Origin of the sequence: Novosphingobium indicum, from assembly GCF_014645195.1 — a bacterium.
In the GTDB taxonomy this organism is placed as follows: domain Bacteria; phylum Pseudomonadota; class Alphaproteobacteria; order Sphingomonadales; family Sphingomonadaceae; genus Novosphingobium; species Novosphingobium indicum.
In genome coordinates this window covers 70,174-93,036 of record NZ_BMLK01000003.1, presented here as the reverse complement: position 1 = coordinate 93,036, position 22,863 = coordinate 70,174, and the positions used below count along the sequence as shown (strand labels likewise).

At 61.8% G+C, this 22,863-nt stretch carries 23 protein-coding genes and 1 tRNA gene; 7 read left to right on the top strand and 17 right to left on the bottom strand.

Features of this window, described 5'->3' with window-relative positions; translation table 11 throughout:
- The first annotated feature begins 127 nt into the window (after positions 1-127).
- Together IEX64_RS03740 and IEX64_RS03735 are read left to right on the top strand one after the other, a co-directional pair.
- Positions 128-721 carry a CC0125/CC1285 family lipoprotein gene (locus IEX64_RS03740; protein ID WP_188818344.1) on the top strand — a complete coding sequence of 198 codons (594 nt, stop codon included), beginning with the start codon at positions 128-130 and terminating at the stop codon, positions 719-721.
- A gap of 42 nt (positions 722-763) precedes the next feature.
- Entirely contained in the window at positions 764-1,471 is a 708-nt protein-coding gene (locus IEX64_RS03735; RefSeq protein ID WP_188818343.1) for a hypothetical protein, read from the top strand.
- A 316-nt stretch (positions 1,472-1,787) separates the two neighbouring features.
- Here IEX64_RS03735 and IEX64_RS03730 read toward each other — a convergent pair whose 3' ends face one another.
- From IEX64_RS03730 to IEX64_RS03720, 3 genes are all read right to left on the bottom strand, one after another.
- A complete protein-coding gene (locus tag IEX64_RS03730) occupies positions 1,788-1,973 on the bottom strand; it encodes a hypothetical protein (protein ID WP_188818342.1) in 186 nt (61 codons plus the stop codon).
- A complete protein-coding gene (locus IEX64_RS03725; protein ID WP_188818341.1) occupies positions 1,970-2,161 on the bottom strand; it encodes a hypothetical protein in 192 nt (63 codons plus the stop codon). The genes IEX64_RS03730 and IEX64_RS03725 overlap by 4 nt, the downstream gene beginning before the upstream one ends.
- 67 nt (positions 2,162-2,228) lie before the next feature.
- Positions 2,229-2,567 carry a DUF6481 family protein gene (locus IEX64_RS03720; RefSeq protein ID WP_188818340.1) on the bottom strand — a complete coding sequence of 113 codons (339 nt, stop codon included), beginning with the start codon at positions 2,565-2,567 and terminating at the stop codon, positions 2,229-2,231.
- A 247-nt stretch (positions 2,568-2,814) separates the two neighbouring features.
- Here IEX64_RS03720 and IEX64_RS03715 point away from each other — a divergent pair, with 247 nt between their 5' ends.
- Entirely contained in the window at positions 2,815-3,030 is a 216-nt protein-coding gene (locus tag IEX64_RS03715; protein ID WP_188818339.1) for a hypothetical protein, read from the top strand.
- Positions 3,031-3,666: 636 nt separating this feature from the next.
- Here the strand turns inward: IEX64_RS03715 and rpoD are convergent.
- Both rpoD and IEX64_RS24685 read right to left on the bottom strand, forming a co-directional pair.
- On the bottom strand, positions 3,667-5,682 hold the full coding sequence (gene rpoD / locus IEX64_RS03710; RefSeq protein WP_188818338.1) for an RNA polymerase sigma factor RpoD: 2,016 nt from the start codon (positions 5,680-5,682) through the stop codon (positions 3,667-3,669).
- 370 nt (positions 5,683-6,052) lie between these two features.
- Positions 6,053-6,706 (bottom strand): cold-shock protein, encoded by a 654-nt coding sequence (locus tag IEX64_RS24685; protein WP_188818337.1) that lies wholly within the window; start codon positions 6,704-6,706, stop codon positions 6,053-6,055.
- A gap of 642 nt (positions 6,707-7,348) precedes the next feature.
- On the opposite strand from IEX64_RS24685, the gene IEX64_RS03700 reads away from it, so the two are divergent.
- On the top strand, positions 7,349-7,897 hold the full coding sequence (locus tag IEX64_RS03700; protein ID WP_188818336.1) for a hypothetical protein: 549 nt from the start codon (positions 7,349-7,351) through the stop codon (positions 7,895-7,897).
- Between the two features lie 138 nt (positions 7,898-8,035).
- On the opposite strand, the gene IEX64_RS03695 is transcribed toward IEX64_RS03700, so the two are convergent.
- The 4 genes from IEX64_RS03695 to IEX64_RS03680 all read right to left on the bottom strand — a co-directional run bounded on the left by IEX64_RS03695 (position 8,036) and on the right by IEX64_RS03680 (position 10,950).
- Entirely contained in the window at positions 8,036-8,320 is a 285-nt protein-coding gene (locus tag IEX64_RS03695) for a hypothetical protein (protein WP_188818335.1), read from the bottom strand.
- A gap of 625 nt (positions 8,321-8,945) precedes the next feature.
- A complete protein-coding gene (locus IEX64_RS03690) occupies positions 8,946-9,215 on the bottom strand; it encodes a hypothetical protein (protein WP_188818334.1) in 270 nt (89 codons plus the stop codon).
- Between the two features lie 84 nt (positions 9,216-9,299).
- Positions 9,300-10,721 (bottom strand): DUF6538 domain-containing protein, encoded by a 1,422-nt coding sequence (locus tag IEX64_RS03685; protein ID WP_308422584.1) that lies wholly within the window; start codon positions 10,719-10,721, stop codon positions 9,300-9,302.
- 155 nt (positions 10,722-10,876) lie between these two features.
- A tRNA-Gly gene (locus IEX64_RS03680) sits at positions 10,877-10,950 on the bottom strand.
- A gap of 290 nt (positions 10,951-11,240) precedes the next feature.
- Here IEX64_RS03680 and IEX64_RS03675 point away from each other — a divergent pair.
- Positions 11,241-12,608 (top strand): malonyl-CoA decarboxylase, encoded by a 1,368-nt coding sequence (locus IEX64_RS03675; RefSeq protein ID WP_188818332.1) that lies wholly within the window; start codon positions 11,241-11,243, stop codon positions 12,606-12,608.
- A gap of 55 nt (positions 12,609-12,663) precedes the next feature.
- Here the strand turns inward: IEX64_RS03675 and IEX64_RS03670 are convergent, their stop codons facing one another.
- The 6 genes from IEX64_RS03670 to pepN all read right to left on the bottom strand — a co-directional run bounded on the left by IEX64_RS03670 (position 12,664) and on the right by pepN (position 19,639).
- Entirely contained in the window at positions 12,664-13,200 is a 537-nt protein-coding gene (locus IEX64_RS03670; RefSeq protein ID WP_188818331.1) for an adenine phosphoribosyltransferase, read from the bottom strand.
- An 85-nt stretch (positions 13,201-13,285) separates the two neighbouring features.
- Positions 13,286-14,122, bottom strand: a complete 837-nt coding sequence (locus tag IEX64_RS03665) for a cytochrome c1 (protein WP_188818330.1) — start codon at positions 14,120-14,122, stop codon at positions 13,286-13,288.
- Between the two features lie 28 nt (positions 14,123-14,150).
- The gene (locus IEX64_RS03660) at positions 14,151-15,434 is read right to left on the bottom strand and encodes a cytochrome b (protein WP_188818329.1); all 1,284 of its coding nucleotides are present in this window, start codon (positions 15,432-15,434) and stop codon (positions 14,151-14,153) included.
- Positions 15,435-15,457: 23 nt separating this feature from the next.
- Positions 15,458-15,991, bottom strand: coding sequence for a ubiquinol-cytochrome c reductase iron-sulfur subunit (gene petA, locus IEX64_RS03655; protein ID WP_188818328.1), 534 nt, complete (start codon positions 15,989-15,991; stop codon positions 15,458-15,460).
- Between the two features lie 221 nt (positions 15,992-16,212).
- Positions 16,213-16,992 (bottom strand): peptidoglycan editing factor PgeF, encoded by a 780-nt coding sequence (gene pgeF / locus IEX64_RS03650; RefSeq protein WP_188818327.1) that lies wholly within the window; start codon positions 16,990-16,992, stop codon positions 16,213-16,215.
- Complete coding sequence (pepN, locus tag IEX64_RS03645) at positions 16,985-19,639, bottom strand: aminopeptidase N (RefSeq protein ID WP_188818326.1); 2,655 nt, start codon at positions 19,637-19,639, stop codon at positions 16,985-16,987. Before pepN ends, pgeF begins: the two co-directional genes overlap by 8 nt.
- A gap of 166 nt (positions 19,640-19,805) precedes the next feature.
- Between pepN and IEX64_RS03640 the strand changes: the two genes are divergently transcribed.
- The gene (locus IEX64_RS03640; protein WP_188818325.1) at positions 19,806-20,651 is read left to right on the top strand and encodes a Rossmann-fold NAD(P)-binding domain-containing protein; all 846 of its coding nucleotides are present in this window, start codon (positions 19,806-19,808) and stop codon (positions 20,649-20,651) included.
- On the opposite strand, the gene IEX64_RS03635 is transcribed toward IEX64_RS03640, so the two are convergent.
- Both IEX64_RS03635 and IEX64_RS03630 read right to left on the bottom strand, forming a co-directional pair.
- Positions 20,561-21,475 (bottom strand): DMT family transporter, encoded by a 915-nt coding sequence (locus IEX64_RS03635; protein WP_188818324.1) that lies wholly within the window; start codon positions 21,473-21,475, stop codon positions 20,561-20,563. The genes IEX64_RS03640 and IEX64_RS03635 overlap by 91 nt on opposite strands.
- Before the next feature lie 22 nt (positions 21,476-21,497).
- Positions 21,498-22,493 (bottom strand): threonine aldolase family protein, encoded by a 996-nt coding sequence (locus IEX64_RS03630; protein ID WP_188818323.1) that lies wholly within the window; start codon positions 22,491-22,493, stop codon positions 21,498-21,500.
- 64 nt (positions 22,494-22,557) lie between these two features.
- Here IEX64_RS03630 and IEX64_RS03625 point away from each other — a divergent pair, with 64 nt between their 5' ends.
- Complete coding sequence (locus IEX64_RS03625) at positions 22,558-22,848, top strand: GNAT family N-acetyltransferase (RefSeq protein ID WP_188818322.1); 291 nt, start codon at positions 22,558-22,560, stop codon at positions 22,846-22,848.
- Positions 22,849-22,863 lie beyond the last annotated feature (15 nt).

The window sequence follows — 22,863 nt, the reverse complement described above, 5'->3', positions numbered from 1 at the left end:
ATCCGGCTCCTTCTCTTTTGGAGGCAGGGCCCTGATCCCGGTCAAGCAACTGTCAGCTTGGGAAGCTACATAAGAAAACGATAATTTACGACTCGGGGCATTTCCGAGCCCCGCAAGGAGGGTGTTCATGCAAAACGGCAAACGAACTTTCCTTGCTGCAGGAATGATGGCGCTGTCGCTGGCCATCGCAGGCTGCAGCACCACGGGCAGCACACCATACCAGCCCGTATCGACATCCAACCGGGCCGCCGGCGGATTTTCCGACGAACGCCTCGCCACGGGCGACTACCGGGTGACGTTTTCGGGCAACCGCCTGACCTCGCGCGAGACCGTGGAATCGTACCTGCTCTACCGCTCGGCGGAACTGACTGTCGAGCAGGGCTACGACTGGTTCGTGATCGTCGACCGCGAAGTCGAACACCAGGTCGACCGCGATACCTATCCCGATCCGCGCTACGATCCGTGGTTTGCATCCGACTATGCCTACTGGCGGCCGTACTGGCGCTATTACGCGCCGGGCACAGGGTGGAACAGCTGGTATCCCTATTACGGCGACCCGTTCTGGGCGAGCCGTGCGCAGACCCGGACAATCGAACGTTTCGAGGCGACTGCGGAAATCCGCATGGGCCGTGGCGCCATGCCGGCCGAAAACGTGCGCGCTTTCGATGCGCGCGATGTGATTGCCCGCATCGGTCCGCAGGTTCAGCGGCCGGAGGACTGAACGCAGAAGACTTCAGAGGTGCTTTGAGGAGGAGTAAGGAAGATGAAGGCCAATTCTTCGACAGCTCGCACAATCACCGCCCTGATGGCCGCAGCGGCCCTGGGCAGCCTTGCCGCGCCCGCCCTAGCCCAGCGTGGCTCCGGTGGCGGTGGCGGAATGGGCGGCGGCCCCGGTGGCCAGGCCATGCCGACGCCGACGAGTCCCGGAACGATGGACCGCATGCGCGATCAGGATCGGCTTCGCGACAATACCGGTGATCAGGATCAGGATCGCGATCGAGACCAGGACCGGCTGCGCGACGGCACCGGCGACCAGGATCGCCTGCGCGACCGCGATCGCATCCATGTGGACCAGGCGGTCGTCGGCCAGATGGCGAGCTGGCAGCTGCTAAGCGATCAGGAGCGCATGCAGTTCCATGCCCGCATGCGCAGCGCGAACACGGCACAGGAACGCAACGCGATCCGGTCCGAATACCAGAACACGATCCGCCAGCGCGCTGGCGATCTCGGCGTTTCGGCGCCCTTCGGCCCGCAGCGCCCCGGCTCGGGCATGCGCGACGGCTACTATCTCTCGAAGATCCTGACCGAGCAGGAACGGCTGCAATTCCACAACCGCATGCGGGCCGCGAACAGTCTCGAGGAGCGCAACCGCATCCGCACGGAAATGCAGACCACCGCCCGCGAACGCGCTCAGGAGATGGGCATCGAAGTCCCGGCATGGTTTGCCGGCGGACCGGACAAGGGACAGTAACGGCCACTGGCTGCGGTCCTTGCATCCAGGCCCGCAGCCTTCGTCTCCGCGTGGCCACGTGAGGTGCGTTACTCGGCACCAACGGGACAAAGCCAAGCGCGTGAAATGGCGCTCGAGATCGATTGTGAGGAGTTGGAGCGGGTAGCGGGAAGCCAAATCGGCAATTTTTCTAATTCTATATCAGAAGGTTAGAAAACACCGCCCAAGAAAGACCCCCCAGCCAATCCCGGGAATCTTTTGGCTGCGACCGGGTCTGGTCGACCACAGCAACGGCTTCTACGCTTCCCAAACTCCCGCTATTCGTCAATCGATCAAATTATGCGCTGGCAAGCTCTTGCATCACCGCTTCGAGGTTCCCCTTGACGACGATGTAGTTTCCTTTTTCGAAATTGATGGCGCTGGCTTGATCGGTTCCACGGTAACGTCGAACAAAGCTGACGCGATCCGCATTGATAGCAACAACATCGCCCTCGAGCGTTTCAAATTTGACGTAGCCGTTCACGGCGTTTTTGCATCAGAGCCGGACGGACGTGATGGGACGCCTTTCTTGGCCTTATGCTGCGCAAGCAGTTCGTCCAATTCCGCTATTCGGATACGCGCCGGAGTATCTTTTGCCAGACCTTTCAGCCTGCATTCAGCCCACAGGCTTCTGCGCTCCGACTCCAATGCCTTCTGATATAGGTCGGCCACGATGTCTCCTGAACTTAGGTGTGTATACCAGTGCGTCGAGCCGGTTAGGGTGACGCGCTGGTATGCATTATTTCTTGCGCGCTTTGCGCGCAGCGTAGCGTGCATCCCGTGCTGCCTTCATTTCGGCTGCGCTGGCAGGCGCAAGCCTAGCGGCTTTGAGTTCTGCTGCGGCTTCAGCGGTCGCTTTGCGTTCGGCTTTTTCCGCTTTGGCCATGGCAATAGCCTCAATCCTGGCAGCCCGTTTGGCAGCAAGCGCCCGATCCCGTGCTTCCTGCACCAGGCGGCGCTCTGCCATAGTTGCTGCATCGACAGGTGGCTTGGCTCTAAGGGCATCCAAAGCCTTCTGCTTGGCCGATCCGGCTGCAGCAATACGGTCTTGAAAAGAGGGTGCTTTGTAGGAAGGCAATGTCTATCCTTGGATGATCAATTTCGATGGCAAGCTCCTTACCGGAGAGCAAAGGGAGCTTTGCGTTGGGACGGGAGCCAGTAGCAAAAAGCCCCTCTGTTCTCAATGTTGCCGGATCGCAAGGTACGACTACGATCCTGTCCACCTGAACTTGGGCTGCCGATTGGCATCGCAGGACGGAAATTTTGCCTCTGAATGGCCGGTATGGGTAGGCGGGCCATAACAGCCCAACCGTTGGAGTGAATTGATGGAACAAAGTGCTTCGGGTCCGGAGCAAGAGCGCAACGCGGCGATCTATGTTGCCGTGATGGACGGGGCGACCTTCGGGCAGCTTGCCGAGAAGTACGGTATCAGCAGGGTGCGCGTGAAGAAGGCTTACGCGCGTGAGCGAGAAAAGGCATGGGAAGCGCGCAGACGTGGTGAAAGCAGTTACCGTAATCGACCATTTCCTGCGGATGTTTGAACCTCGCACGTCCGCTCACCCATCAGCATTGGGAAAGAGATCGGGAATAGTCGCAAGGTGCCAGAACCGGACGATCTGCAGCGGCGCAGACAAAATTATGGTCTAAGCGTCGGTAAAGGGGGCGGGCGCAGAAGAGCCTCCACGAGTCCGCAGTGGGAATGCCTGCCAGGCGCCCGTCCCATTCATCCCTCCATGCGAAGTCTTAATCGCCGTTGCCCCCACGAGCCAGCCGACGAATACGGCGGATGGACGGGCACTGCGTCCGGCCAACGTCGTACAATTCTGGGGACACAAGCGAAACCACGGAGAACTCCCCGCAGGGCCGCAAGGCGGCATGGTAGGCTTCTCCTCGTCACCCTTGGCCTCGTTGCAGGCAACCTCATCGGCCTGGGGGGGGGCAACATGGGGAGGGAAACGGGCCGGCCAGGATTCGCCCGGGATGCCGCAGTGAATGCGGCGCCGTCCCTTTGCATTGGAAGTGTGTATGACGGCGATACCATCCGCACGTGTTCTGGCGAATGAGTGCGGATCGAGAACATCGATGAGCCGGAATGGCCAGACGGCTATCGAAGCCGCGTATGGTATCACATCGGCAATGACCGGCCAAAATCCGCAACGCCGGCTTGCGGCCTGTACCTAATCAAGGAACGCTCGCATGATGCGTGAACGGCTCGGATGCTTCAGCTTGCGGAGCGCCTTCGCTTCGATCTGGCGGATACGTTCGCGCGTTACCGAGAACTGCTGGCCGACTTCCTCCAGCGTATGGTCTGTTGGCATGCCGATGCCGAAACGCATGCGGAGTACACGCTCCTCACGAGGCGTCAGCGAAGCCAGCGTGCGAGTGACCATTTCCTTCAAGTTGGCCTGAATTGCTGCGTCCACCGGAATCACGGCGTTCTCGTCCTGGATGAAGTTGCCAAGGCTGCTATCTTCCTCGTCGCCGATCGGCGTTTCGAGCGAGATCGGCTCCTTGGCAATCTTCAGAACCCGCTTCACTTTCTCAAGCGGCATCGACAACTTCTCGGCCATTTCCTCGGGTGTCGGCTCGCGGCCCTGCTCGTGGAGGAACTGCCGGCTGGTGCGCACCAGCTTGTTGATCGTCTCGATCATGTGGACCGGGATGCGGATGGTGCGGGCCTGATCCGCGATCGAACGCGTGATCGCCTGCCTGATCCACCAAGTCGCATAAGTCGAGAACTTGAAGCCGCGGCGGTACTGGAACTTGTCGACTGCCTTCATCAGGCCGATGTTACCTTCCTGGATGAGGTCGAGGAACTGCAGGCCGCGGTTGGTGTACTTCTTGGCGATCGAGATCACCAGGCGCAGGTTTGCCTCTACCATCTCCTTCTTGGCGATGCGCGCTTCACGCTCCGCCTTCTGGACCATGTTGACGATGCGGCGAAACTCGGGGATCGCCATGCCGGTGGCGGTGGCAATATCCGAGACTTCCAGCCGGATGCGCTCGGCAGGTTCAGCCTCATTTTCTGCGAAGGCAGACCACTTCTTGTCCGTCCTGGCCACTTCGGCAACCCAGTTGTCATCGAGTTCCCGGCCCGTGTAGGATTCCAGAAAATCGGCGCGCTTCACCTTGTGGCGCTCGGCCAGACGCAGCATCTGTCCGCCAAGTGCGGTCAGGCGGCGGTTGAAGGCGTAGAGGTTGTCGACCAGATGCTCGATCTTGGCCGCGTGGAACTGCACCGATTCCACCTGCGCCGTGAGATCCTCGCGCAGTTGCAGGTACTGGTCTTCTTTCGCAGCCGGGAAGTCGATACCCAACGCCAGAGCGTCGAGGCGCTCGCTCTGCAGGCGTTCGAAGGCGCGGAACAGTTCGGTGATGAGCGCGAACTTCTCCAGCGCTTCCGGCGTAAGCGCGGCTTCCATCTGGGCGAGCGAGAGGGTGTTGTCCTCTTCATCGTCTTCGGCCCCGCGTTTGGGGACCGGGTTGCCGTCTTCGTCGACTTCCTCCGGGTTGTCCTCGACGGAGTCGTTATCGTCCTTGAAGGAAGGACCAGCAGTGGCAGCGGAAATCTCGCCATCGGCTTCGCCGTCCTCGCTCAGATTTTCGGGCTGTGGCTCCTTGGTGAGCATCGCGTCGAGATCGAGGATTTCGCGAAGCAGCATGTCGCCATTGTTGAGCGCTTCGGACCACCCGATGATTGCATGGAAGGTCATGGGGCTTTCGCAGAGCCCCATGATCATCATGTCGCGGCCGGCTTCGATGCGCTTGGCGATGGCCGCTTCACCCTCGCGGCTGAGCATCTCGGCGGCGCCCATTTCCTGCAGATACATGCGTACCGGGTCGTCTGAACGCCCGAGCGTGTCCGTCTTGCGGGTCTCGCCAGGACGGCGCCGGGCGTTGCCTTCGTCAACCGAAACGGACTCGTCATCGCGATCATCGACGGCCTCAGCGCCGTCTTCCTGCTCGCCTTCCTCCTCATCATCCTCGATGATCTTGACGCCCATCTCCGAGATCGCGGCCATGATGTCCTCGATCTGATCGGTGGTCATCTGGTCCTGCGGCAGGGCGGCATTCAACTCCTTGACCGTGATGACGCCCTTGCTCTTTGCGCGCGAGATGAACCGCTGGACCGACTCATTGTCAAAGTCGATAAGGGGTGAGTCGTTGTCGCCGCTGCGATCGTCGTTAGTCATGCAATCGGTCATCGCCTTATGAGCCTTTTCATGACGATCGTTCCGTCAGGACAAGACCAGGTTTTCAGAGCATTCGCCTGACATGGCCGCCGAAGAGCAACCTTTCAGACAAGAATTGAACGAACCCAGGCCTGGGGTTCAAGCAATTTGGCCGGGCATCGGTCCCAGGAGAAATCTGGCCCGCTCGCAGCCGGATGCGCTCGGCATACGGCTGAAGGACACGAGCCCCTGCCCCTGCCGGCATTCTGTCGAAAGCGGCTTGGATCAGGGCGCTCAAATATGGCGCGTGCTTTCCGTTGCCGATCGCGATGCGATCCCGGAAAGCCGAAGACGAGGCCATGACCACCAGCGGCAGCCATGGCAATCCCCGTCAGCGCTGGACCAGGTTTACGGCAGACGCTTTACCGCGGCGATCGATCTCGATCTCGAATTCGAGTTGATCGCCTTCGGAGAGCCCATGCAGACCAGAGCGTTCGACGGCGCTGATGTGCACGAACGCGTCGGGTTGGCCATCGTCGCGCACAATGAAGCCAAAGCCTTTGGCGCCGTTGAAGAACTTGACCGTGCCGGTGGCCTTCTCGCCGGTCGACTGGCGCGGAACCGGCGCCCGTTCGCGACGTTCGGCGGCGACGACCTCACCGACGATCGACAAATCCGACGCGGAAACCTTGCCGTTACGCTCGACCAGCTGGAATTCCAGCTGCTGGCCTTCAGCCAGCGTCTCAAGACCGGCCGACTGCACGGCACTGATGTGCACGAAGGCATCATCGCCGCCACTCTCAAGCTGGATGAAGCCGAAGCCCTTGTCCGGGTTGAAGAACTTCACGGTGCCGCGCCCCTGACCGACAACCTGGCCCGGGCCGCCACGCGAACCGCCGCCGCGCGATCCACCGAAGCCGCCACGCTGGCCGCCGCCGAAGCGATCACCGCCACCGCCAAAGCGATCGTTGCCACCACCCCAGCGGTCATCACCACCGCCAAACCGGTCACGGCCATTGCCGCGATTTCCCCTGTCGAATGCCATCTTTTAAACACCTTAAATCTACGCTCGAAGAAATTCATCCTCGCGAGTGAACGTAGCACGCAAGGCCGCAGATCCGTTTCCGGATACAGGGAGACGAGCCGATAGCAGCGCTGTGCCTACTTGGCGACCAGAGTTCTGCGAGTGGCTCAATGTATCACATGCAAGCGGCTCTATCATGGCGATGGATGGCCGCTGCGGTGACCGACCCATTGTTGCCATTCAAACGCCAAATCCCGACGTCCAGATGCAGTCGATCAGGTTCCGGCAGTTCGCGATCCAACATCCGCCGTTCGATCCATCGCCCGCAAAAAAGGCGTCGCCTCAGATCGTTCCGGCATCGTGTCAGCAACAGTCTTCGAAACAGGTTCTTCCCCTAATATCCGCGAATCATGGGGCAGGCCCTGCCTCCGCCGAGCCTCTTCGAACGATGCCTCTATCTCGGCGGCAACCTTCCGACTGACACGAATGGCCAATGATCGGCAGCCTGTTCACAAGGTTGGCAATCGACAGAAGCCGTCTATCATTCAGGTGAACGGCAGCATTTCAACATTTTAACCGGCAACCGGGCGTTCCGGAACCGCCGATATTGCTGACATGATGGTGCGGAGCTAGGTAGGTGAATAACGCTGAGGAAGACCAACTTTGAGGAAGCCCATCATACTGTGGTTATTCGCAGCGCTATGGTTTGCAGGCGCTATCGGCCATTGGCTTCTCACTTGGCACGACGGTGACCGTGGTATCGACGCAGTATTATTCGAAGCTGGTCTCCTTGCAGTCTTACTGATCGTCTTCACGAAAAGCCATTTCGTCCGGCTGATCTACACCATCGTAACCGCTGCGGTAGTCATCTTCACGTTAAAGGGAGTTTGGGAAAGCGGGATACCCGTTTATCAATTTTCTCCCATCTTCCTCGTCAGCCTTATTCTGGATGTGTTTTCGTTGCTTGCGTTGTGGACGACTCAAGCAAGGAAACACATTCACCAAGCGCGGGGTGACTGGATTGCCGGTCTGGCGACGTGCGGATTTCTGGTCCTCTTCGCACCGATTTGGTTTGGCATCTTCTTGTTGACTACTCTTCCTGACGTCTTCTTTGTCGCCCTCTACATCGCTGTTGCCGGAAGCGCATTCGTTGCGGCAAGATTGTATTTTGACAACAGGCCGAGCGCGGCGTTCCCGCACCGCGAAATCTGAACGACTGCTCCCCCCGGCTTTGCGGTCACCCAGTATGGCAGCAACGGCGTCGGTAGCAGCCGACCATTCAGACCAAGGGCAGCGTTTCAACCTTTTAACCGGAAACCCGCCTTTCCGGACCCGCCGACATTGCGGACATCAGCGGTTCAGGCTTGGGGCGTCAATTAGGTGCCATCCCGTTCGATCAACGGCGACGTAAGTAGAAAAGCTCTTCCACTTCTTCTCGCTCCTCTGCTGCCACTTGCACTCTGCTTCAGTAGGTTCTTCGTCGAAGCCCTTGCATGACAGGCGACGAATGTCAGTGACGGAAACCGACTTGCCCGTAAATTCGGCGACGGCATTGGCGAATTCTGCGGGACTAGGACCTGCATAAGCCGCGCTCGCAGCGAAAAGCGCAGGAAGGGCAAGAGCGACGTGCGGCATCGGCCCGAGTTCCGCACGATCCAGCTAGGAAGTCAATGTCCGTTTCCCCCGACGTTGCTGCCGTTAGACCGCCTACGACAGCTATGTCGGGGCAAGCGGACACTCTCAAACGGAGTGAAAGGCGTCCCAAGCTGCTGCCTCTAGACGACCATCGCCATTCGATATGACTGTGCCGCTTTCGTCAGTGACGGTGAACGACCGCTGATCGCCATCAAGAGAGGCTGCCCCGTCGAGAGCGAGCAGGAGCGTGTAGATGGTGTCTGTCAAAGCCACCCCTATCGCCGCTACTACCAGTTCCCGCTGAATTTGCGTGAGATTGGCTTCTAGCAAGCGTGATGACACTTCAGTTTGCCCTGCCGGGTCCGTGAAAGCCTCTAGCAGAGCGTCCCGCTCATTTCGGCACGCTCTTACAAATTCCGTTGGCCCCATCGCAATCCACCTCCAGCAAGTTCCCGATAGCAACCGATGGGGATCAAACCAATGACAGCTTTGTCGGCGGCTCCGGAAAGGCTGCTCTTCTGTTAAAAGGTTGAAACGCTGCCGTTCAGGTTAACGTTCGACCGCTGTCGGCACCGGCCGAACTTGGTCGTAGGAAGGCAAGGTCGGGGACGCGGGCGTTGGATCGTTATTGGCGAATGTCGTAAAGTTGCCGCAGCATTTCGCCGATATCTTTATCCCTGTCAGGCTTGGGCGGTAGCTCCATTCGATCCCGAACGGCACCCGTCAGATAGTCGGCAATCTGCTCACCGGTCGCATTCGCCTTGAGCATTTCAAGCACATTCGGGGCGTACATGTCGTACTCGTCAGTGGCACCTTCGATCCCACGAACGCCGATGGGGTCCCACGCCCAATGCAGGACAATTCGAACCATTTGCAGTTTGGCATCAATGCTCATGGAGAACGCGTAAGCCGCCCGTCGAACGACTACAACGTCGGCTATTCCAGAAAGTCGGCTCCTGAGGCAAAAACCCGGCACTGTTCACATTCGCAGTCTTCTCCGATCTAGGAGATGGGAGAGATCAAGTTCTGGATACTCGATTGCGGAAATAGCATCATAAAGAACTTTCGGCCGATATCCCGCCCCATAGTCATCAGCGGTTTCGCTATGAGTGCCGCCCGTGATCCACCCACCAAGCCGCAGGGCGATATCCCGGTCAATGCGAGCGTTGCGCGCAGCGTCTCTGAAACCGTGTCGAAATGAATGGTAGCAGGTTCGCGGTGACGTAGCCTCAGCGCTAACCAGAAATCTCGAAAACCATCGCGAAAAGGCAACCGAGCGGAAACCCCTTACTCCCGCTGGAAGGTCATCAAAGAGCTTGAGTGAGCCGCATTTCCGGCGCTGTTCGACGAATGCCAAGAAGCCTAGATCGATCAGCGTCGGATGCAATGGCACCAATCGCTCACTTGATTTGGTTTTCAGGCTCTTGTCGCGTGTCCCTGAAAGGCTTTCCTGTGTGATTACGAAGCAGTGCACCCCTTCTATGTTCCGCACGTCCGCCACATCCAACTGGCAAGCTTCATTTAATCTCATCCCAGACCACAATCCGATAAGGGGAACCCAGTATCGCGCGCCCTCTGCAATTACATTTCCCGCAATTGCATACCCCTGCTTATCGTCACGGCATCCCGTGTAAATCGGGGCCTGAAAAATGCGGCGAAGCTGCCATGATTCGAATGGTCGGCGACGGTCTTGCGGATGCACGGTTTCCGCCAATTGCAGGCCCCGCGCAGGATTTCGTCCTATGAACTCCTCAGCCACGGCCCAGTTCAACATTGTCGCGAAACGAGCCATATAGGCATTCAGGTTCGTAGCGTTGATCGTCTTAATGTGGGTATCTGCCTTGGCGATCGCCACGGCTTCTCGCACCGAGATAGAGCCGAACTTCTTCCCAAAATTGACGGGTAGCCATCGAAGGATTTCCAGAAGCTCTCGACAATCCTCACGCGTGATATCTGCGATCAACTTATCCGAACCGAACACGTTCTCGATCACGCGCCGGGTCGTATGGTGAGCCAACATCGTGCGATCGGAACGTCGCTTGGTCGGGTCCTGCAAATACCGCCCATAGATGTCCGACAGAGTGGGACCTGCTTTCTCCCGAACCGTCGCCTCAGATCGTTCCGGCATCGTCTCAGCAACAGTCTTCGAAACAGGTTCTTCCCCTAATATCCGCGAATCATGGGGTAGGCCCCGCCGCCGCCGAGCCTCGTCGAACAATGCCTCTATCTCGGCGGCAACCTTCCTACTGAGACGAATGGCCAATGATCGGCAGCCTGTTCGCAAGGATCGTTTCAAATGGCTGTGGGGAATTACATTCCGCAGATCGGCAGGAACCCGAACGCGAAACTGGTAGATCGACCCTCGCTGGTAAAGTCCGCGAATGGATCGTTTGTGACCCACCTTTGTGACCCACTGTTCGACACGATTTTCCGAACGATTTTCGTTGATTACGTCTGTTTCGAGGGCATGGTTGTGACCCACCTTTGTGACCCAAACGTGGGAATCTGAGGCTTGATCGGAAGAAAATGGCTGATTTTCAGAATGTTGAGAGCGACTGGAGCGGGTAGCGGGAATCGAACCCGCATAACCAGCTTGGAAGGCTGGGGCTTTACCACTAAGCTATACCCGCTCGCTCAGGTCCGCGGACCATGACCGGCGATGCCGCATCGAGTGGCGCCGATTGCCACGATTTCGACTGGCTCGTCAACGGTTCTCTGACGATTTCGGTGCATCCTTTCAGGATGATTTCAGTCACCTGTTCCGGATCGCGGGGGCGGCATCTTGCCCATGCGGTCACGATTTTGGGCAGCCAGGGGTGCGCAAGAGCGTTCTCAAGTCCATGTTGAAGGAAGCTACCGTATTCTCTCGCAGATGCAGCAATGATAGCATCGGGTGTCAGCAGATGAGGATTCACATCACATGAACGCATCACGCCAACCAACCGTCCAGGAGCTTTCCGCCCCCGCAAGGCGGCGTAATCCCCTGGATCTGCTGATGAATTCCGGGCTGGGCAAGCTTCTGCGCGGAATCGGCGTAGCCACACCGCGGCAGGACAGCGGCGAGAGCCTGCTCGACATCGCCGATGCATTGCTCTCGCTGCGCGGACGCGCATCGGGCCCCGCACTGGCCTCGGCGTTCTTCGATCTTTACGAGGCGACCGACCTCGAAGCGCGGCAGGACTTCCTCGCCAAGGTCCACGACCTGCATCCGGCCGATGCCAAGGCGATCGACAAGGCGATCGCCAAGTGGAACGAGAAGCGCGACGAAGCGTCCGCGCTGGCGCTCAATGCCGCAACCGAATCGCCGAGCGCCAAGCTGATCAATCAGCTCAACCTCGCTCCGCAGGGTACCCAGCGTCTGATCGGCATGCGCGAGGACCTGCTGGCCGTGCCCAAGGCATCCACCTCGCCCGGCCTCGCCGCGCTCGACCGTGAGCTGGAAAGCGCGTTCACGGCCTGGTTCAATGCCGGTTTTCTTGAACTGCGGCGGATCGGTTGGGATTCGCCCGCAGCCCTGCTCGAGCGAATCATCCGTTACGAAGCGGTGCATGAAATCCATGGCTGGGACGACCTGCGCCGGCGCGTCGAACCCGTCGACAGGCGCTGCTACGGGTTTTTCCACCCGCAGATGCGCGACGATCCGCTGATCTTCGTCGAAGTGGCGCTGACACCGCAGCTGCCCGGCGGCATCCACCAGATCATCGCCGAAGAGCGCGAGACGATCGATCCGCGTGAGGCGAACTGCGCGATCTTCTATTCGATCAGCAACTGCCAGAAGGGGCTGAAGGGCATTCCCTTCGGTAATCACCTGATCAAGCGCGTGGTGGGGCTGCTCAAGGAGGAGCTGCCGCACCTCGATACTTTCGCGACACTTTCTCCGGTGCCTGGCTTTGCCAAGTGGCTCGCCAGGGAGCGCGGTGCCGATGCCAAGGTGCCCGGCGCAAAGGACTTGCGTCAGTTGGCCGCGCGCTATCTGGTTACGGCCAAGGGCCGCGGCAATCAGCCCGCCGATCCGGTCGCGCGCTTTCACCTCGGCAACGGGGCCCGGCTCGAGGCGGTCCATGCCAATGCCGACCTGTCGCCCAACGGGCAGAAGCAATCGCACGGGGTCATGGTGAACTACCTCTACGACCTGGCCGATATCGAAGCGAATTTCTTTGCGCTGACCGAGCTGGGCACGGTCGCCACGTCGAAGACGGTTCAGGCCCTCGTCGACGACAGCGAGGGAAGCGACAAGAAGGGTAACGGCAAGAAGTCCGGCAGCACCAAGGACACCGTTCCCGCCTGAACGAGACCGACAGTCACTGAGCGGCTAACGCGGCCAAAGCCGTCGCGCAGACCGGTCAGTCGCCCTCGAATGCCATGATGGCATCGACCGTGAGATCGGCACCGCGCAGGCGGTCCGCGCCGCCCAGTGCCGGAAGGTCGATCACGAACAGACCCCGCGATACGACCGCGCCTGCCCGGCGGAGCAGTTGCACGGCGGCGTGCGCCGTGCCGCCCGTGGCGATGAGATCGTCGATCAGTACGACACTCTGGCCATCGATTACGGCGGCCGGATCGACCTCGAGCGTGTCCGTTCCGTACTCCAGAGCATAGTCCATCGCCAGAACCGGGACAGGAAGCTTGCCCGGCTTGCGCACCGGCACGAACGGCACGCCCAGCCGCGCGGCCGCTGCGGCGCCGAAGATGAAACCCCGCGCCTCGATGCCCGCAATGGCATGCGCCCCGGCGTCACGCGCCTTGTCGGCAAGGATCTCGGTCGCTGCTGCCAACCCGGCGCCGTGCCCGATCAACGTCGTTACGTCACGAAACATGATCCCCGGCTTGGGAAAGTCGGGAACTGTGCGGATCAGCTGCTTCAGCTCTTCAGGTGTCACATCTCACTCCGGCGGCACAAATGCGAAGCGCCCCCGCCATCGCATGATGGCAGGGGCGCCTGCGTTCAGGTCAACGGACCCGATCTCAATGCTTCTTGTCGGACCAGATATTGCGGTACGACATGTAGCCGAGGATCGTGGCGAAGAGCAGGAAGCCCAGCACAGCCCAGCCGGTCTGCTTGCGCTTTTCCAGCGTCGGTTCGGCGGTCCAGATCAGGAACGCCGCTACGTCCTTGGCCATCTGGTCAACCGTCGACTTCGTGCCGTCGCCGTACTCGACCTGGCCGTCACCCGAGAGCGGCGGAGCCATCGCGAGGTTGAGGTTCGCGAAGTACGGGTTGTAGTGCAGGCCCGGAGGGGTCTTGGCTTCGGGGAAGTGCTTCAGCAGCTCGGCCGGCTGATCGCGATAGCCCGTCAGCAGCGAGTAGACGTAGGCGGGGCCGTTGTGGCGCGCCTTGGTCATCAGCGAGAGATCGGGCGGAACCGCGTTGTTGTTCGCAGCGCGGGCAGCGATGTCGTTGGCGAACGGCTTCGGGAAGTAATCCGTCGGCGAGCCCGGAACCATCGCGGATTCGCCGGTGTTCGGATCGGTGCCCGGAACGGTGAAGCCGGCCGCGATCGCCTTCACTTCAGCTTCGCTGTAGCCCAGCTGTTCCAGATCGCGGAAGGCGACGTGGCTCAGCGAGTGGCAGGCCGAGCAGACTTCCTTGTAGACCTGGAAGCCGCGCTGCAGCTGCTGGTTGTCGAACTTGCCGAACGGGCCATCGCTCGCGAAGTGTACGTTCTTCGGGTGCAGGTGGAACTCGTGTTCGGCCGTCGCTGCCGCCGGCTCGGTCGTCCAGGTGTAGAAACCGAGGCCGAACGACCAGAGAAGGGCTACCGTGAAGAACAGCCCGACGAGGATCGAGAGAATGCGTGCCATGTCTTTCGTCTTTCGTTCTAGCTGTTGATCACGCTGTCGGAGCCAGTTCGGCGCCGTCGTCCTTGCCGAGAACAGCCTCGGTAATGGAGTAGGGCAGCGGAAGCGGCTTCTCGATAGCCGAGACGATCGGCAGAATGATCAGGAAGTGCGCGAAATAGTACAACGCAGCGATCTGGCTGAACATCACGTAGGGTTCCGCAGCCGGAGCGCCGCCGCAGTAGAACAGCACCGCCATGGCCGGGATCAGACCGAACCAGAAGAACTTCTTGTAGGTCGGACGATAGGAACCCGAACGGACCGGCGACTTGTCGAGCCAGGGCAGGAAGAACCAGACCAGGATCGCGCCGAACATCGCGAGGACGCCCATCAGCTTCGCAGGAATGAAGAAGAAGTCCTGAGTGAAGGCGCGCAGGATCGCGTAGAACGGCCAGAAGTACCATTCGGGCACGATGTGCGCCGGCGTGCTCATCGGGTTCGCCGGAATGTAGTTGTCCGGGTGGCCCAGCGAGTTCGGGAAGAAGAACACCGCAGCCGCGAAGAGGAATGCGAAAGCACCCACGGCCCAGCCGTCCTTGGCGATGTAGTAGGGATAGAACGGAACGGTATCGCTCTCGGTCTTCACTTCCACGCCGGTCGGGTTCGAGGAACCCGGGATGTGCAGCGCCCAGATGTGCAGCACGACCACCCCGACGATCACGAAAGGCAGCAGGTAGTGCAGCGAGAAGAAGCGGTTCAGCGCGGCATTGTCGGGAGCGAAGCCGCCGAGCAGCCACTGCTGCAGGGGTTCACCCACCAGCGGGATCGCGCCGAACAGGCCAGTGATGACCTTGGCACCCCAGAAGCTCATCTGGCCCCAGGGAAGCACGTAGCCCATGAAGGCGGTGGCCATCATCAGCAGGAAGATCACGACGCCCAGCAGCCACACCATTTCGCGCGGCGCCTTGTACGAGCCGTAGTAGAAGCCGCGGAAGATGTGGATGTAGATGACGACGAAGAACGCCGATGCGCCGTTGGCGTGCGCATAGCGGAACAGCCAGCCCCAGTTCACGTCGCGCACGGTGTGCTCGATCGTGTCGAAAGCGACTGCGGTATTGGCCGCATAGTGCATGGCCATGACGATGCCGGTGACGATCTGGATCGTCAGGCAGATCAGCGCCAGGAACCCGAAGTTCCAGAAATAGTTGAGGTTACGCGGAACCGGATAACCGCCGCCAACCGAATTGTAGACGAGGCGGGGAAGAGGAAGCTTCTCGTCCATCCACTTCATGAAGGGATGCGACGGCTTGTACTCGTTGGCCCAGGGAAAGCTCATGATCGTTGTCCTCTCGCTTGCCCTTAACCGATCTTGACGACGGTATCGGAGGTGAATTCGTATTCCGGAACCTCGAGGTTCTTGGGCGCGGGGCCCTTACGGATACGGGCGGCAGTGTCGTAGGAAGAACCGTGGCAAGGGCAGAAATAACCGCCGAACTCACCCTTGTTCTCTCCCTCGCCGGCACCGAGCGGCACACAGCCGAGGTGGGTGCAGACACCCATGGTGATCAGCCAGTTTTCCTTGCCTTCCTTGGTACGCTCGGCAAGCGTCTCAGGATCGCGCAGGCTGGAGACGTCGACCTTGTTGGCCTCCTTGATCTCTTCGGGCGTCAGATTGCGCACGAAGACCGGCTGCTTGCGGAACACGGCCTTGATGGCCTGGCCCGGCTGGATCGCGGAAATATCGACCTCGGTCGAAGAAGCCGCAAGAACGTCGGCCGATGCCGACATCTGGCTCACCAGTGGGACGACAACCCCAACGCCAGCGACACCCGCCGCGCTAACTGCGGCGATATTGATGAAATCGCGCCGCCGCACGCCATCTTCTTCTGCCATTTTGCCCTTGCCTTGCTTTCGACAACCCACTGCCGGAAACCCGTCAGCAGGCCAAGAAACTGACCCAAACTTAAGTCTGGTATCCCCCGTTACGGTGCTCAGACCGGGTGTACCCCGTGCCGATACCGACTTCGCGGGCCTGATATACGCGAAAATCGGCCATGCCAACCGCCTTTTTGGTCTATCTTCAGGCGAGTGGCGATGGCCGCTGATTCACCGGGTCAGTCGAGCCCGATCAGGGAAATCTGTCGTCCGTAGGAAGGTTCGCCGCGATGCGTGGCGCGGCGGAAGGAGAAGAACCGGTCCGGCTGGGCATAGGTATCGAGCCCGAGGCGCTCCACCGATGCGACTCCGACGGCCGCGAGCCGCGCGGCAACGTAGGCCTCAAGATCGAACTGGTAATGCCCGGCCCGGCCGGACCGGAAGAATAGCGCATGGGCCTGATCCTGGCCGCAGAATCGGTCGCGGAATGCCTCGTCCACTTCGTAAGAGGCCTGCGCGATGCACGGCCCCACGGCGGCCACGATGCGCGAGGCCGAGGCCCCGAGCTTCTCCATCGCCTCAACGGTACTGTCGGTCACGCCGCCAATGGCCCCTTTCCAGCCGGCATGAGCCGCACCCACGACTCCCGCTTCGCGATCCGCGAACAGGACCGGCGCGCAGTCCGCCGTAAGGATGCCCAGCAGCAGGCCCGAGCGGGCGGTCACCAGCGCATCGGCATGCGGCCGCTCGCTGTCGGTCCACGGATCAGCGACGACCGACACACAGTCGGGCGAATGCACTTGGTACACAGTGACAAGCCGCGCGCCCGGCAGCACAGCCTCGGCAGCCCTGGCGCGATTCTCCGCGATCAGTTCCGGATCGTCCCCGGAGCCAAGCCCGACATTGAGCCCCGCCACATCGCCGCGACTGACGCCGCCACGACGACCGAGGAAGCCGTGCGGCAAACCCTCGAGGCAAGCCGCACGGTTGACCTCGACCGGCTCGGCGGTCTCAGCCAAGGCTCTTGGAAACCTGTTCGCGCACGTCGCGCGACAGCGAAGGCTCGGCAGCGATTCTTTCCAGCTCTTCGCGCATCATCGCGGCACGAACCGGTTCGATCCGGCGCCAGCGCCCGAGCGAGGGCACGAAACGGGCAGCCGTCTGCGGATTTATCGGATCGAGCCGGCGGATGAGATCGCCAATCAGACGATAGCCGTCACCGCTGGCATCGTGGAACGCCTTGGGATTGACCGCTGCCGCCATGTAGAGAGCGCGGACCCGGTTCGGGTTGGTCATCGTGAAGTCGGGATGTTCGGCCAGCTTGCGGATATTGGCGAGCACCTCGGGATGGAACGAGCCCGCCTGCAGCGAGAACCACTTGTCGATGACCAGCGCATTGCCTTCGTAGCGGCTGCGGAAGTCGGCCAGCGCCTCCTCGCGCTCCGGCACGTCGAGGCTGGCTAGGACCAGCACCGCGCCCTGACGGTCGGTCATGTTGTCGGCCGCGCGATACTGGTCGAGAGCCCGGCGTGCGCCTTCCTCGTTGTTGCCGGCAGCGATGTAGCCGAGCGCCTGATTCTTGATCTTGCGGGCGCCGCGCGCCGCCGCGTCGCGGCTGTAGGGCACGGCAAGAGCACGGTCGTGCAGCGCGATAAGATCGTCGGCGCATTCGCGGCCCAGCCAGGCCTTGAGCGCCTCGCGCTCGGTGTGGATCGCGCCCGGATCGGCAATCAGCATCTGCTCGGCGAGATAGCCTTCGGCCGGCAGGATCATCAGTTCGCCGCGCATCAGGTCGTCGAGCGCCGGGTCGGTCAGAATGGCCGAGAAGGCCCTGCCGATGGCCGCGCGACCCGCCGCGCGGGTCTCGTCGTTCAAACCGCCGCTGACCGCCATGACGAGATGCTGGACGACGAGGTTCTGCATCGCCTCGTAGCGGGCAAAGGGATCGTCGTCGTTGGCCGCGAGGAACACGAGATCTTCGGCTTCGCGGTCAAAGTCGATCGAAACAGGCGCGGAGAAGCCGCGGTTGATCGAAAGCACCGGCGGCTTGGCAAAACCGTCGAAAGTGAAGGTGTCGCTCGGCTTGTCGAGCACGATCAGCTTCTCGCCGGCATGGGCGCCGCTGTCGCGGTCGAACAGGGCGACACGCAGCGGGATCGGCATGGGCTGCTTGTCGGGCTGCCCTGGGGTGGCGGGTACCTTCTGCGTCAGCTTGAGCGTGGCGGTGGAGCCTTCGTGCGTCAGGCTTACCGAGACCTGCGGTGTGCCCGCCTGCGAGTACCACAGACGGAATTGCTTGAGGTCGAGTCCGGTGCCATCCTCGATGGCCTTGACGAAGTCCTCGCAGGTCGCCGCTTCGCCGTCGTGGCGGTCGAAATAGAGGTCGGTACCTTTCCGGAACTGCTCTGCGCCGGCCATGGTCCGCATCATGCGGATCACCTCAGCCCCCTTGTTATAGACAGTCGCCGTATAGAAGTTGTTGATTTCGTGATAGGAATCGGGGCGGATCGGGTGCGCCAGCGGGCCGGAATCCTCGGGGAACTGCGCCGCGCGCAGAATGCGGACGTCCTCGATCCGCTTGACCGCCTCGCTGCCCATATCGGCGCTGAAGAGCTGGTCGCGCAGGACCGTGAAACCCTCTTTCAGGCTGAGCTGGAACCAGTCGCGGCAGGTCACGCGGTTGCCCGACCAGTTGTGGAAATACTCGTGACCGATCACGCCTTCCACGGCATCGAAATCGCCGTCGGTCGCGGTTTCGGGGTCCGCCAGCACATAGCGGGTGTTGAAGACGTTGAGACCCTTGTTCTCCATCGCCCCCATGTTGAAGTCGGACACGGCGACCACGTTGAACAAGTCGAGGTCGTACTCGCGCCCGAAGGTCTCCTCGTCCCACTTCATCGAGGCGATGAGCGAATCCATCGCGTGCTGGGTGCGATCCTCGTCGCCGGGACGGACCCAGATGTTGAGATCGACCTTGCGGCCCGACATCGTGGTGAAGGTTGAATGGTTGGACACCAGCTCACCGGCCACAAGCGCGAAGAGGTAGCTCGGCTTGGGCCAGGGATCGTGCCACTCGGCCCAGTGCGACCCGTCGGCATTCTCGCCCTGCGCGGTGCAGTTGCCGTTGGCGAGCAGGATCGGGAACGTCGCCTTGTCGCCCGTCATGCGCACCGAATAGGTCGAGAGCACGTCGGGACGGTCGGGGAAGAACGTGATGCGGCGGAAGCCTTCGGCCTCGCACTGGGTGCACAGCATGCCGTTCGAGGCATAGAGGCCCATAAGCTGGCTGTTGGCCGCCGGGGTCACCTGCGTTTCCACCTCGACGATATGCGCATCGCCCGAAAGCTCGACCAGCAGGTCCGCCCCGTCCAGCCGCCAGTCGCTCACCGCCGCGCCATCGACGCGCACTGCAAGCGGCGTGATCTGATCACCATTGAGCCGCAGCGTCGAAGCGCCGTTGCCGTCCGGATTGCGCGCGACATGCAGCTTGGAAACCACGCGCGTAGCCTCAAGGCCCAGCGTGAAATCGAGCGCGATCTCGGGCACCAGCCAGGCCGGAGGCAGATAATCCTCGCGGCGAATGACCGGGGGAGCCTGCGGCGGCGGGGCCGCATCGGCGATCTGGGTGTTCTCGTCGGAATCGGCGGGTCTGCTGGCTATGTCCATCCTGCCTACTTAGAACCTCGCCAAGCGATTGCCAGCGCAGGGACGTGAAAATTCATTCGTCCCCGCGCACCCTCCGTTCGTGTCGAGCGTAGTCGAGACACGGTAGCACCGACGTGTCTCGACTACGCTCGACACGAACGGGAGCGGGAAGCTATCAACCTCTCCTATGCCTCGCATGTTCATCTTCGGCCTCGGTTACACCGCCAAGGTCATCGCATCGCATCTCGAATCGCTCGGCTGGGAAGTCGTCTCGACCGGTAGCGACGGTACGCTGTCGTTCGACGACGAAGGCTCGGTACGCCTTGCCCTGACCGATGCCGATCACGTGCTGTGCTCGGTGCCACCGGGCAAGGAATCGCGCGGCGAACCGCTGGACCCGGTGCTGGACCGCTACGGCGAGGCGTTGAAAGGCAAGGCGCTGTCCTATCTCTCCTCGACCGGTGTCTATGGCGATGCCGGGGGCGCCTGGGTCGATGAGAGTTCACCCGTCGGTACCGGCCGACGCACGGCGCGCAGCGAGGCCGACGCGGCATGGCTGGCACTCGGCGCACGGGTCTATCGGCTTCCAGGCATCTACGGCCCCGGCCGCTCGATGCTGGAGCGCGTCCACGCGGGCAAGGCCCACCGCATCGACCTGCCCGGTCAGGTCTTCAGCCGCGTGCACGTGGAGGACATTGCCGCCGGGGTGATCGCCGGGCTTCGGGGCCCTGCCGGCGCCTACAACCTCTCGGACAACCTGCCCTGCCCGCAGAACCATGTCGTGGAAGAAGCCTGCCGTCTGCTTGGCATGGCCCCGCCGCCGCTGCAGACGCTCGACGAAGCCGGACTCTCCCCGATGGCGCGCGGGTTCTATGCCGAGAACCGCCGTGTCGCCAACGGCAAGGCGAAACGCGTGCTGCAATGGCAGCCGCGCTATCCCGATTATGCGGCAGGCCTGCGCGCGCTGAGGGCGACGATGAGCCCGATCATCGAGAGCAGAGCCCCGGAAATTGCTACCGGCGTCCAACGGTAGCCTTCCAGCAGCGTCGAAAACAGCATCGCGATCACGACCACCGCCACGCCGTTGTATGCCGCCTTGCCCGCGCCGAGCTGGCGAATGAGCGTGTAGTAGAGCGGGAACGTCACCACCGAGCCGAACAGCGCGAGGTACCCGGTACCCAGCCAGTAGCCGAGGCTCGACGGCACCACCGGCGGCCCCGCCGTAAGCAAGGCGATCACGACATTGCAGATCGTGCCGTAGAGCATGGCCCAGGCGAGCAGGCTCACCATCGGCAGCCGCTGGCCGACCTCGTTGGCCTGCATCACGTTGGATACCGAGGCGCAGAGCATCGCGATCAGCGCGAAGCCGACGCCGAGGAACACCTTGCCCTGCACCGGCGCCTCGCGCGCCTCGTGCAGCAGGAGCAGCGCGATCCCGGCAATCGCGATCACGCTGCCGACGGCAAAGCGCCGGGTGATCACCTGATTGAGCAGGAAGCGTCCGAGAATGGTATTGGGCACCAGCAGCAGCGCGATCATGACCGCGACGATGCCCGAGGTCAGGTGCAGCTCCGCGCGATAGACGAAGTTGTAATTGCCGCAGAACTGCGTCACGCCGACGAAGAACGCGAGCTTCTGCCCGGCTGCGCCCAGCTTCAGGCTCCGGCCCATCGCCAGCGCGACCGCGAACATCGCCGGTGTCGCCATCAGAAAGCGCCAGGCGACCGACCAGCTGGCCGGCACATCGCCGATCTGGCCGGTAATCACCCACCAGGTCGAGCCCCAGATCAGGCAGACCAGCAGAAATGGCAGCGCCACCGCCGGGCGCAGCATCGAAGGTGCAGAATCGCCGCTCATCGCCCCGAACTCACCAATCTGCTCACAGGCCCGCGATGGCTCGCGCGAGGGCCGAGACATGCTCGTCCTGCGCATCCCACGACGTAACCAGCCGCGCCGCGTCGACGCCCCAGTCGTAGAAGCCGAAGCCCTGCGCGCGCAGGACATCGCGCTCGGCAATGGTGCACGAGAGGAACACTTCGTTCGCTTCAACCGGATGCAGCAAGCGATCCCCCGCGCCGCGGGCAATTTCGGCGGCCGCGGCATTGGCGGCGCGCGCATTGCTCAGCCAAATGTCGTCTTCGAGCATCGCGAGAATCTGCGCGGCGAGGAACCGGCCCTTCGACTGGAGGTGCCCCGCCCGCTTGCGGCGATAGCGGATCATATGCGCGGCATCGGGATCGAAGAACACGATGGCCTCGGCCCCAAGCCCGCCATTCTTCACGAACCCGAAGCTCAGCGCATCGACGCCCGCACAGGCCTCACCCGGCGCGCAGTCGAGAAACGCCACGGCATTGGCGAAACGCGCGCCGTCCATGTGGAAGCCAAGGCCGCGCTCTCGGGCCAAAGCCGCCAGCTCGGCGACTTCACGCGGCCTATAGACGCAGCCATACTCGCTCGCCTGCGTGATCGACAGAGCGTGCGGCTGAACCTGATGGACGTCGTCGCGAATCGGATCGATCACGGCGGCAACGGATTCGGGCGTGACCTTTGCGCTCGCGCCATCGGCGAGCAGCAGCTTGGCGCCGTGCAGATAGAAGCCGGGAGCGCCCGCCTCGTCCATTTCGATATGCGCTTCGCGGTGGCAGACCACGCCGCCGTGGGGCTGCGCCATCGAGGCGAGCGCCAGGCAGTTCGCGGCCGTCCCGGTCGCTACCCACAGCGCCGCACACTCGCGGCCGAGCAGCGCCGAGAACGCCGCGTCGAGCTCGCGGCTCAGTGCATCGTTGTCATAGGGCGCATCGGCGGCATCGGCGGCCATCATCGCTCTCCAGACGGCGGGATGAACGGCGGCGGCATTGTCGGACATGAACTGCATGACCATATGCCCTGTAAGGCGGCGCGCGCGTCGTCAAGCATTCGAACGTATCGAGGAGAAGCCCATGGTCGGCGTGACGATCACCAAGCACGAAAACGGACCCTCCGGCGAGTACCATGCCCACGTCGCCGACAATGACGCCATCGGGCGGCTGACCTGGTCCGAGCGCGGCGGTGTGCGCTATGCCGAGCACACGCTGGTCCCGCCGGCGATCGGCGGCAAGGGCGTGGCCGGACGGCTGGTGGAAGCGATGGTCGCCGACGCGCGCGAGAACGACTTCAAGATCGGTCCGGTCTGCAGCTACGTCGTCGCGGCGTTCCAGAAGCACCCGGAATGGGCGGACGTGGCGGCGTAAGCGCCGCCAGTTCAA

What these genes read in the sequence shown, in the direction of transcription:
- IEX64_RS03740 (WP_188818344.1), top strand. Translation starts at nt 128, where the DNA reads ATGCAAAACGGCAAACGAACTTTCCTTGCTGCAGGAATGATGGCGCTG.
- IEX64_RS03735 (WP_188818343.1), top strand. Translation starts at nt 764, where the DNA reads ATGAAGGCCAATTCTTCGACAGCTCGCACAATCACCGCCCTGATGGCC.
- IEX64_RS03715 (WP_188818339.1), top strand. Translation starts at nt 2,815, where the DNA reads ATGGAACAAAGTGCTTCGGGTCCGGAGCAAGAGCGCAACGCGGCGATC.
- rpoD (WP_188818338.1), bottom strand. Translation starts at nt 5,682, where the DNA reads ATGACTAACGACGATCGCAGCGGCGACAACGACTCACCCCTTATCGAC.
- IEX64_RS24685 (WP_188818337.1), bottom strand. Translation starts at nt 6,706, where the DNA reads ATGGCATTCGACAGGGGAAATCGCGGCAATGGCCGTGACCGGTTTGGC.
- IEX64_RS03695 (WP_188818335.1), bottom strand. Translation starts at nt 8,320, where the DNA reads ATGCCGCACGTCGCTCTTGCCCTTCCTGCGCTTTTCGCTGCGAGCGCG.
- IEX64_RS03690 (WP_188818334.1), bottom strand. Translation starts at nt 9,215, where the DNA reads ATGAGCATTGATGCCAAACTGCAAATGGTTCGAATTGTCCTGCATTGG.
- IEX64_RS03675 (WP_188818332.1), top strand. Translation starts at nt 11,241, where the DNA reads ATGAACGCATCACGCCAACCAACCGTCCAGGAGCTTTCCGCCCCCGCA.
- IEX64_RS03665 (WP_188818330.1), bottom strand. Translation starts at nt 14,122, where the DNA reads ATGGCACGCATTCTCTCGATCCTCGTCGGGCTGTTCTTCACGGTAGCC.
- IEX64_RS03660 (WP_188818329.1), bottom strand. Translation starts at nt 15,434, where the DNA reads ATGAGCTTTCCCTGGGCCAACGAGTACAAGCCGTCGCATCCCTTCATG.
- petA (WP_188818328.1), bottom strand. Translation starts at nt 15,991, where the DNA reads ATGGCAGAAGAAGATGGCGTGCGGCGGCGCGATTTCATCAATATCGCC.
- pepN (WP_188818326.1), bottom strand. Translation starts at nt 19,639, where the DNA reads ATGGACATAGCCAGCAGACCCGCCGATTCCGACGAGAACACCCAGATC.
- IEX64_RS03640 (WP_188818325.1), top strand. Translation starts at nt 19,806, where the DNA reads ATGCCTCGCATGTTCATCTTCGGCCTCGGTTACACCGCCAAGGTCATC.
- IEX64_RS03635 (WP_188818324.1), bottom strand. Translation starts at nt 21,475, where the DNA reads ATGAGCGGCGATTCTGCACCTTCGATGCTGCGCCCGGCGGTGGCGCTG.
- IEX64_RS03630 (WP_188818323.1), bottom strand. Translation starts at nt 22,493, where the DNA reads ATGCAGTTCATGTCCGACAATGCCGCCGCCGTTCATCCCGCCGTCTGG.
- IEX64_RS03625 (WP_188818322.1), top strand. Translation starts at nt 22,558, where the DNA reads ATGGTCGGCGTGACGATCACCAAGCACGAAAACGGACCCTCCGGCGAG.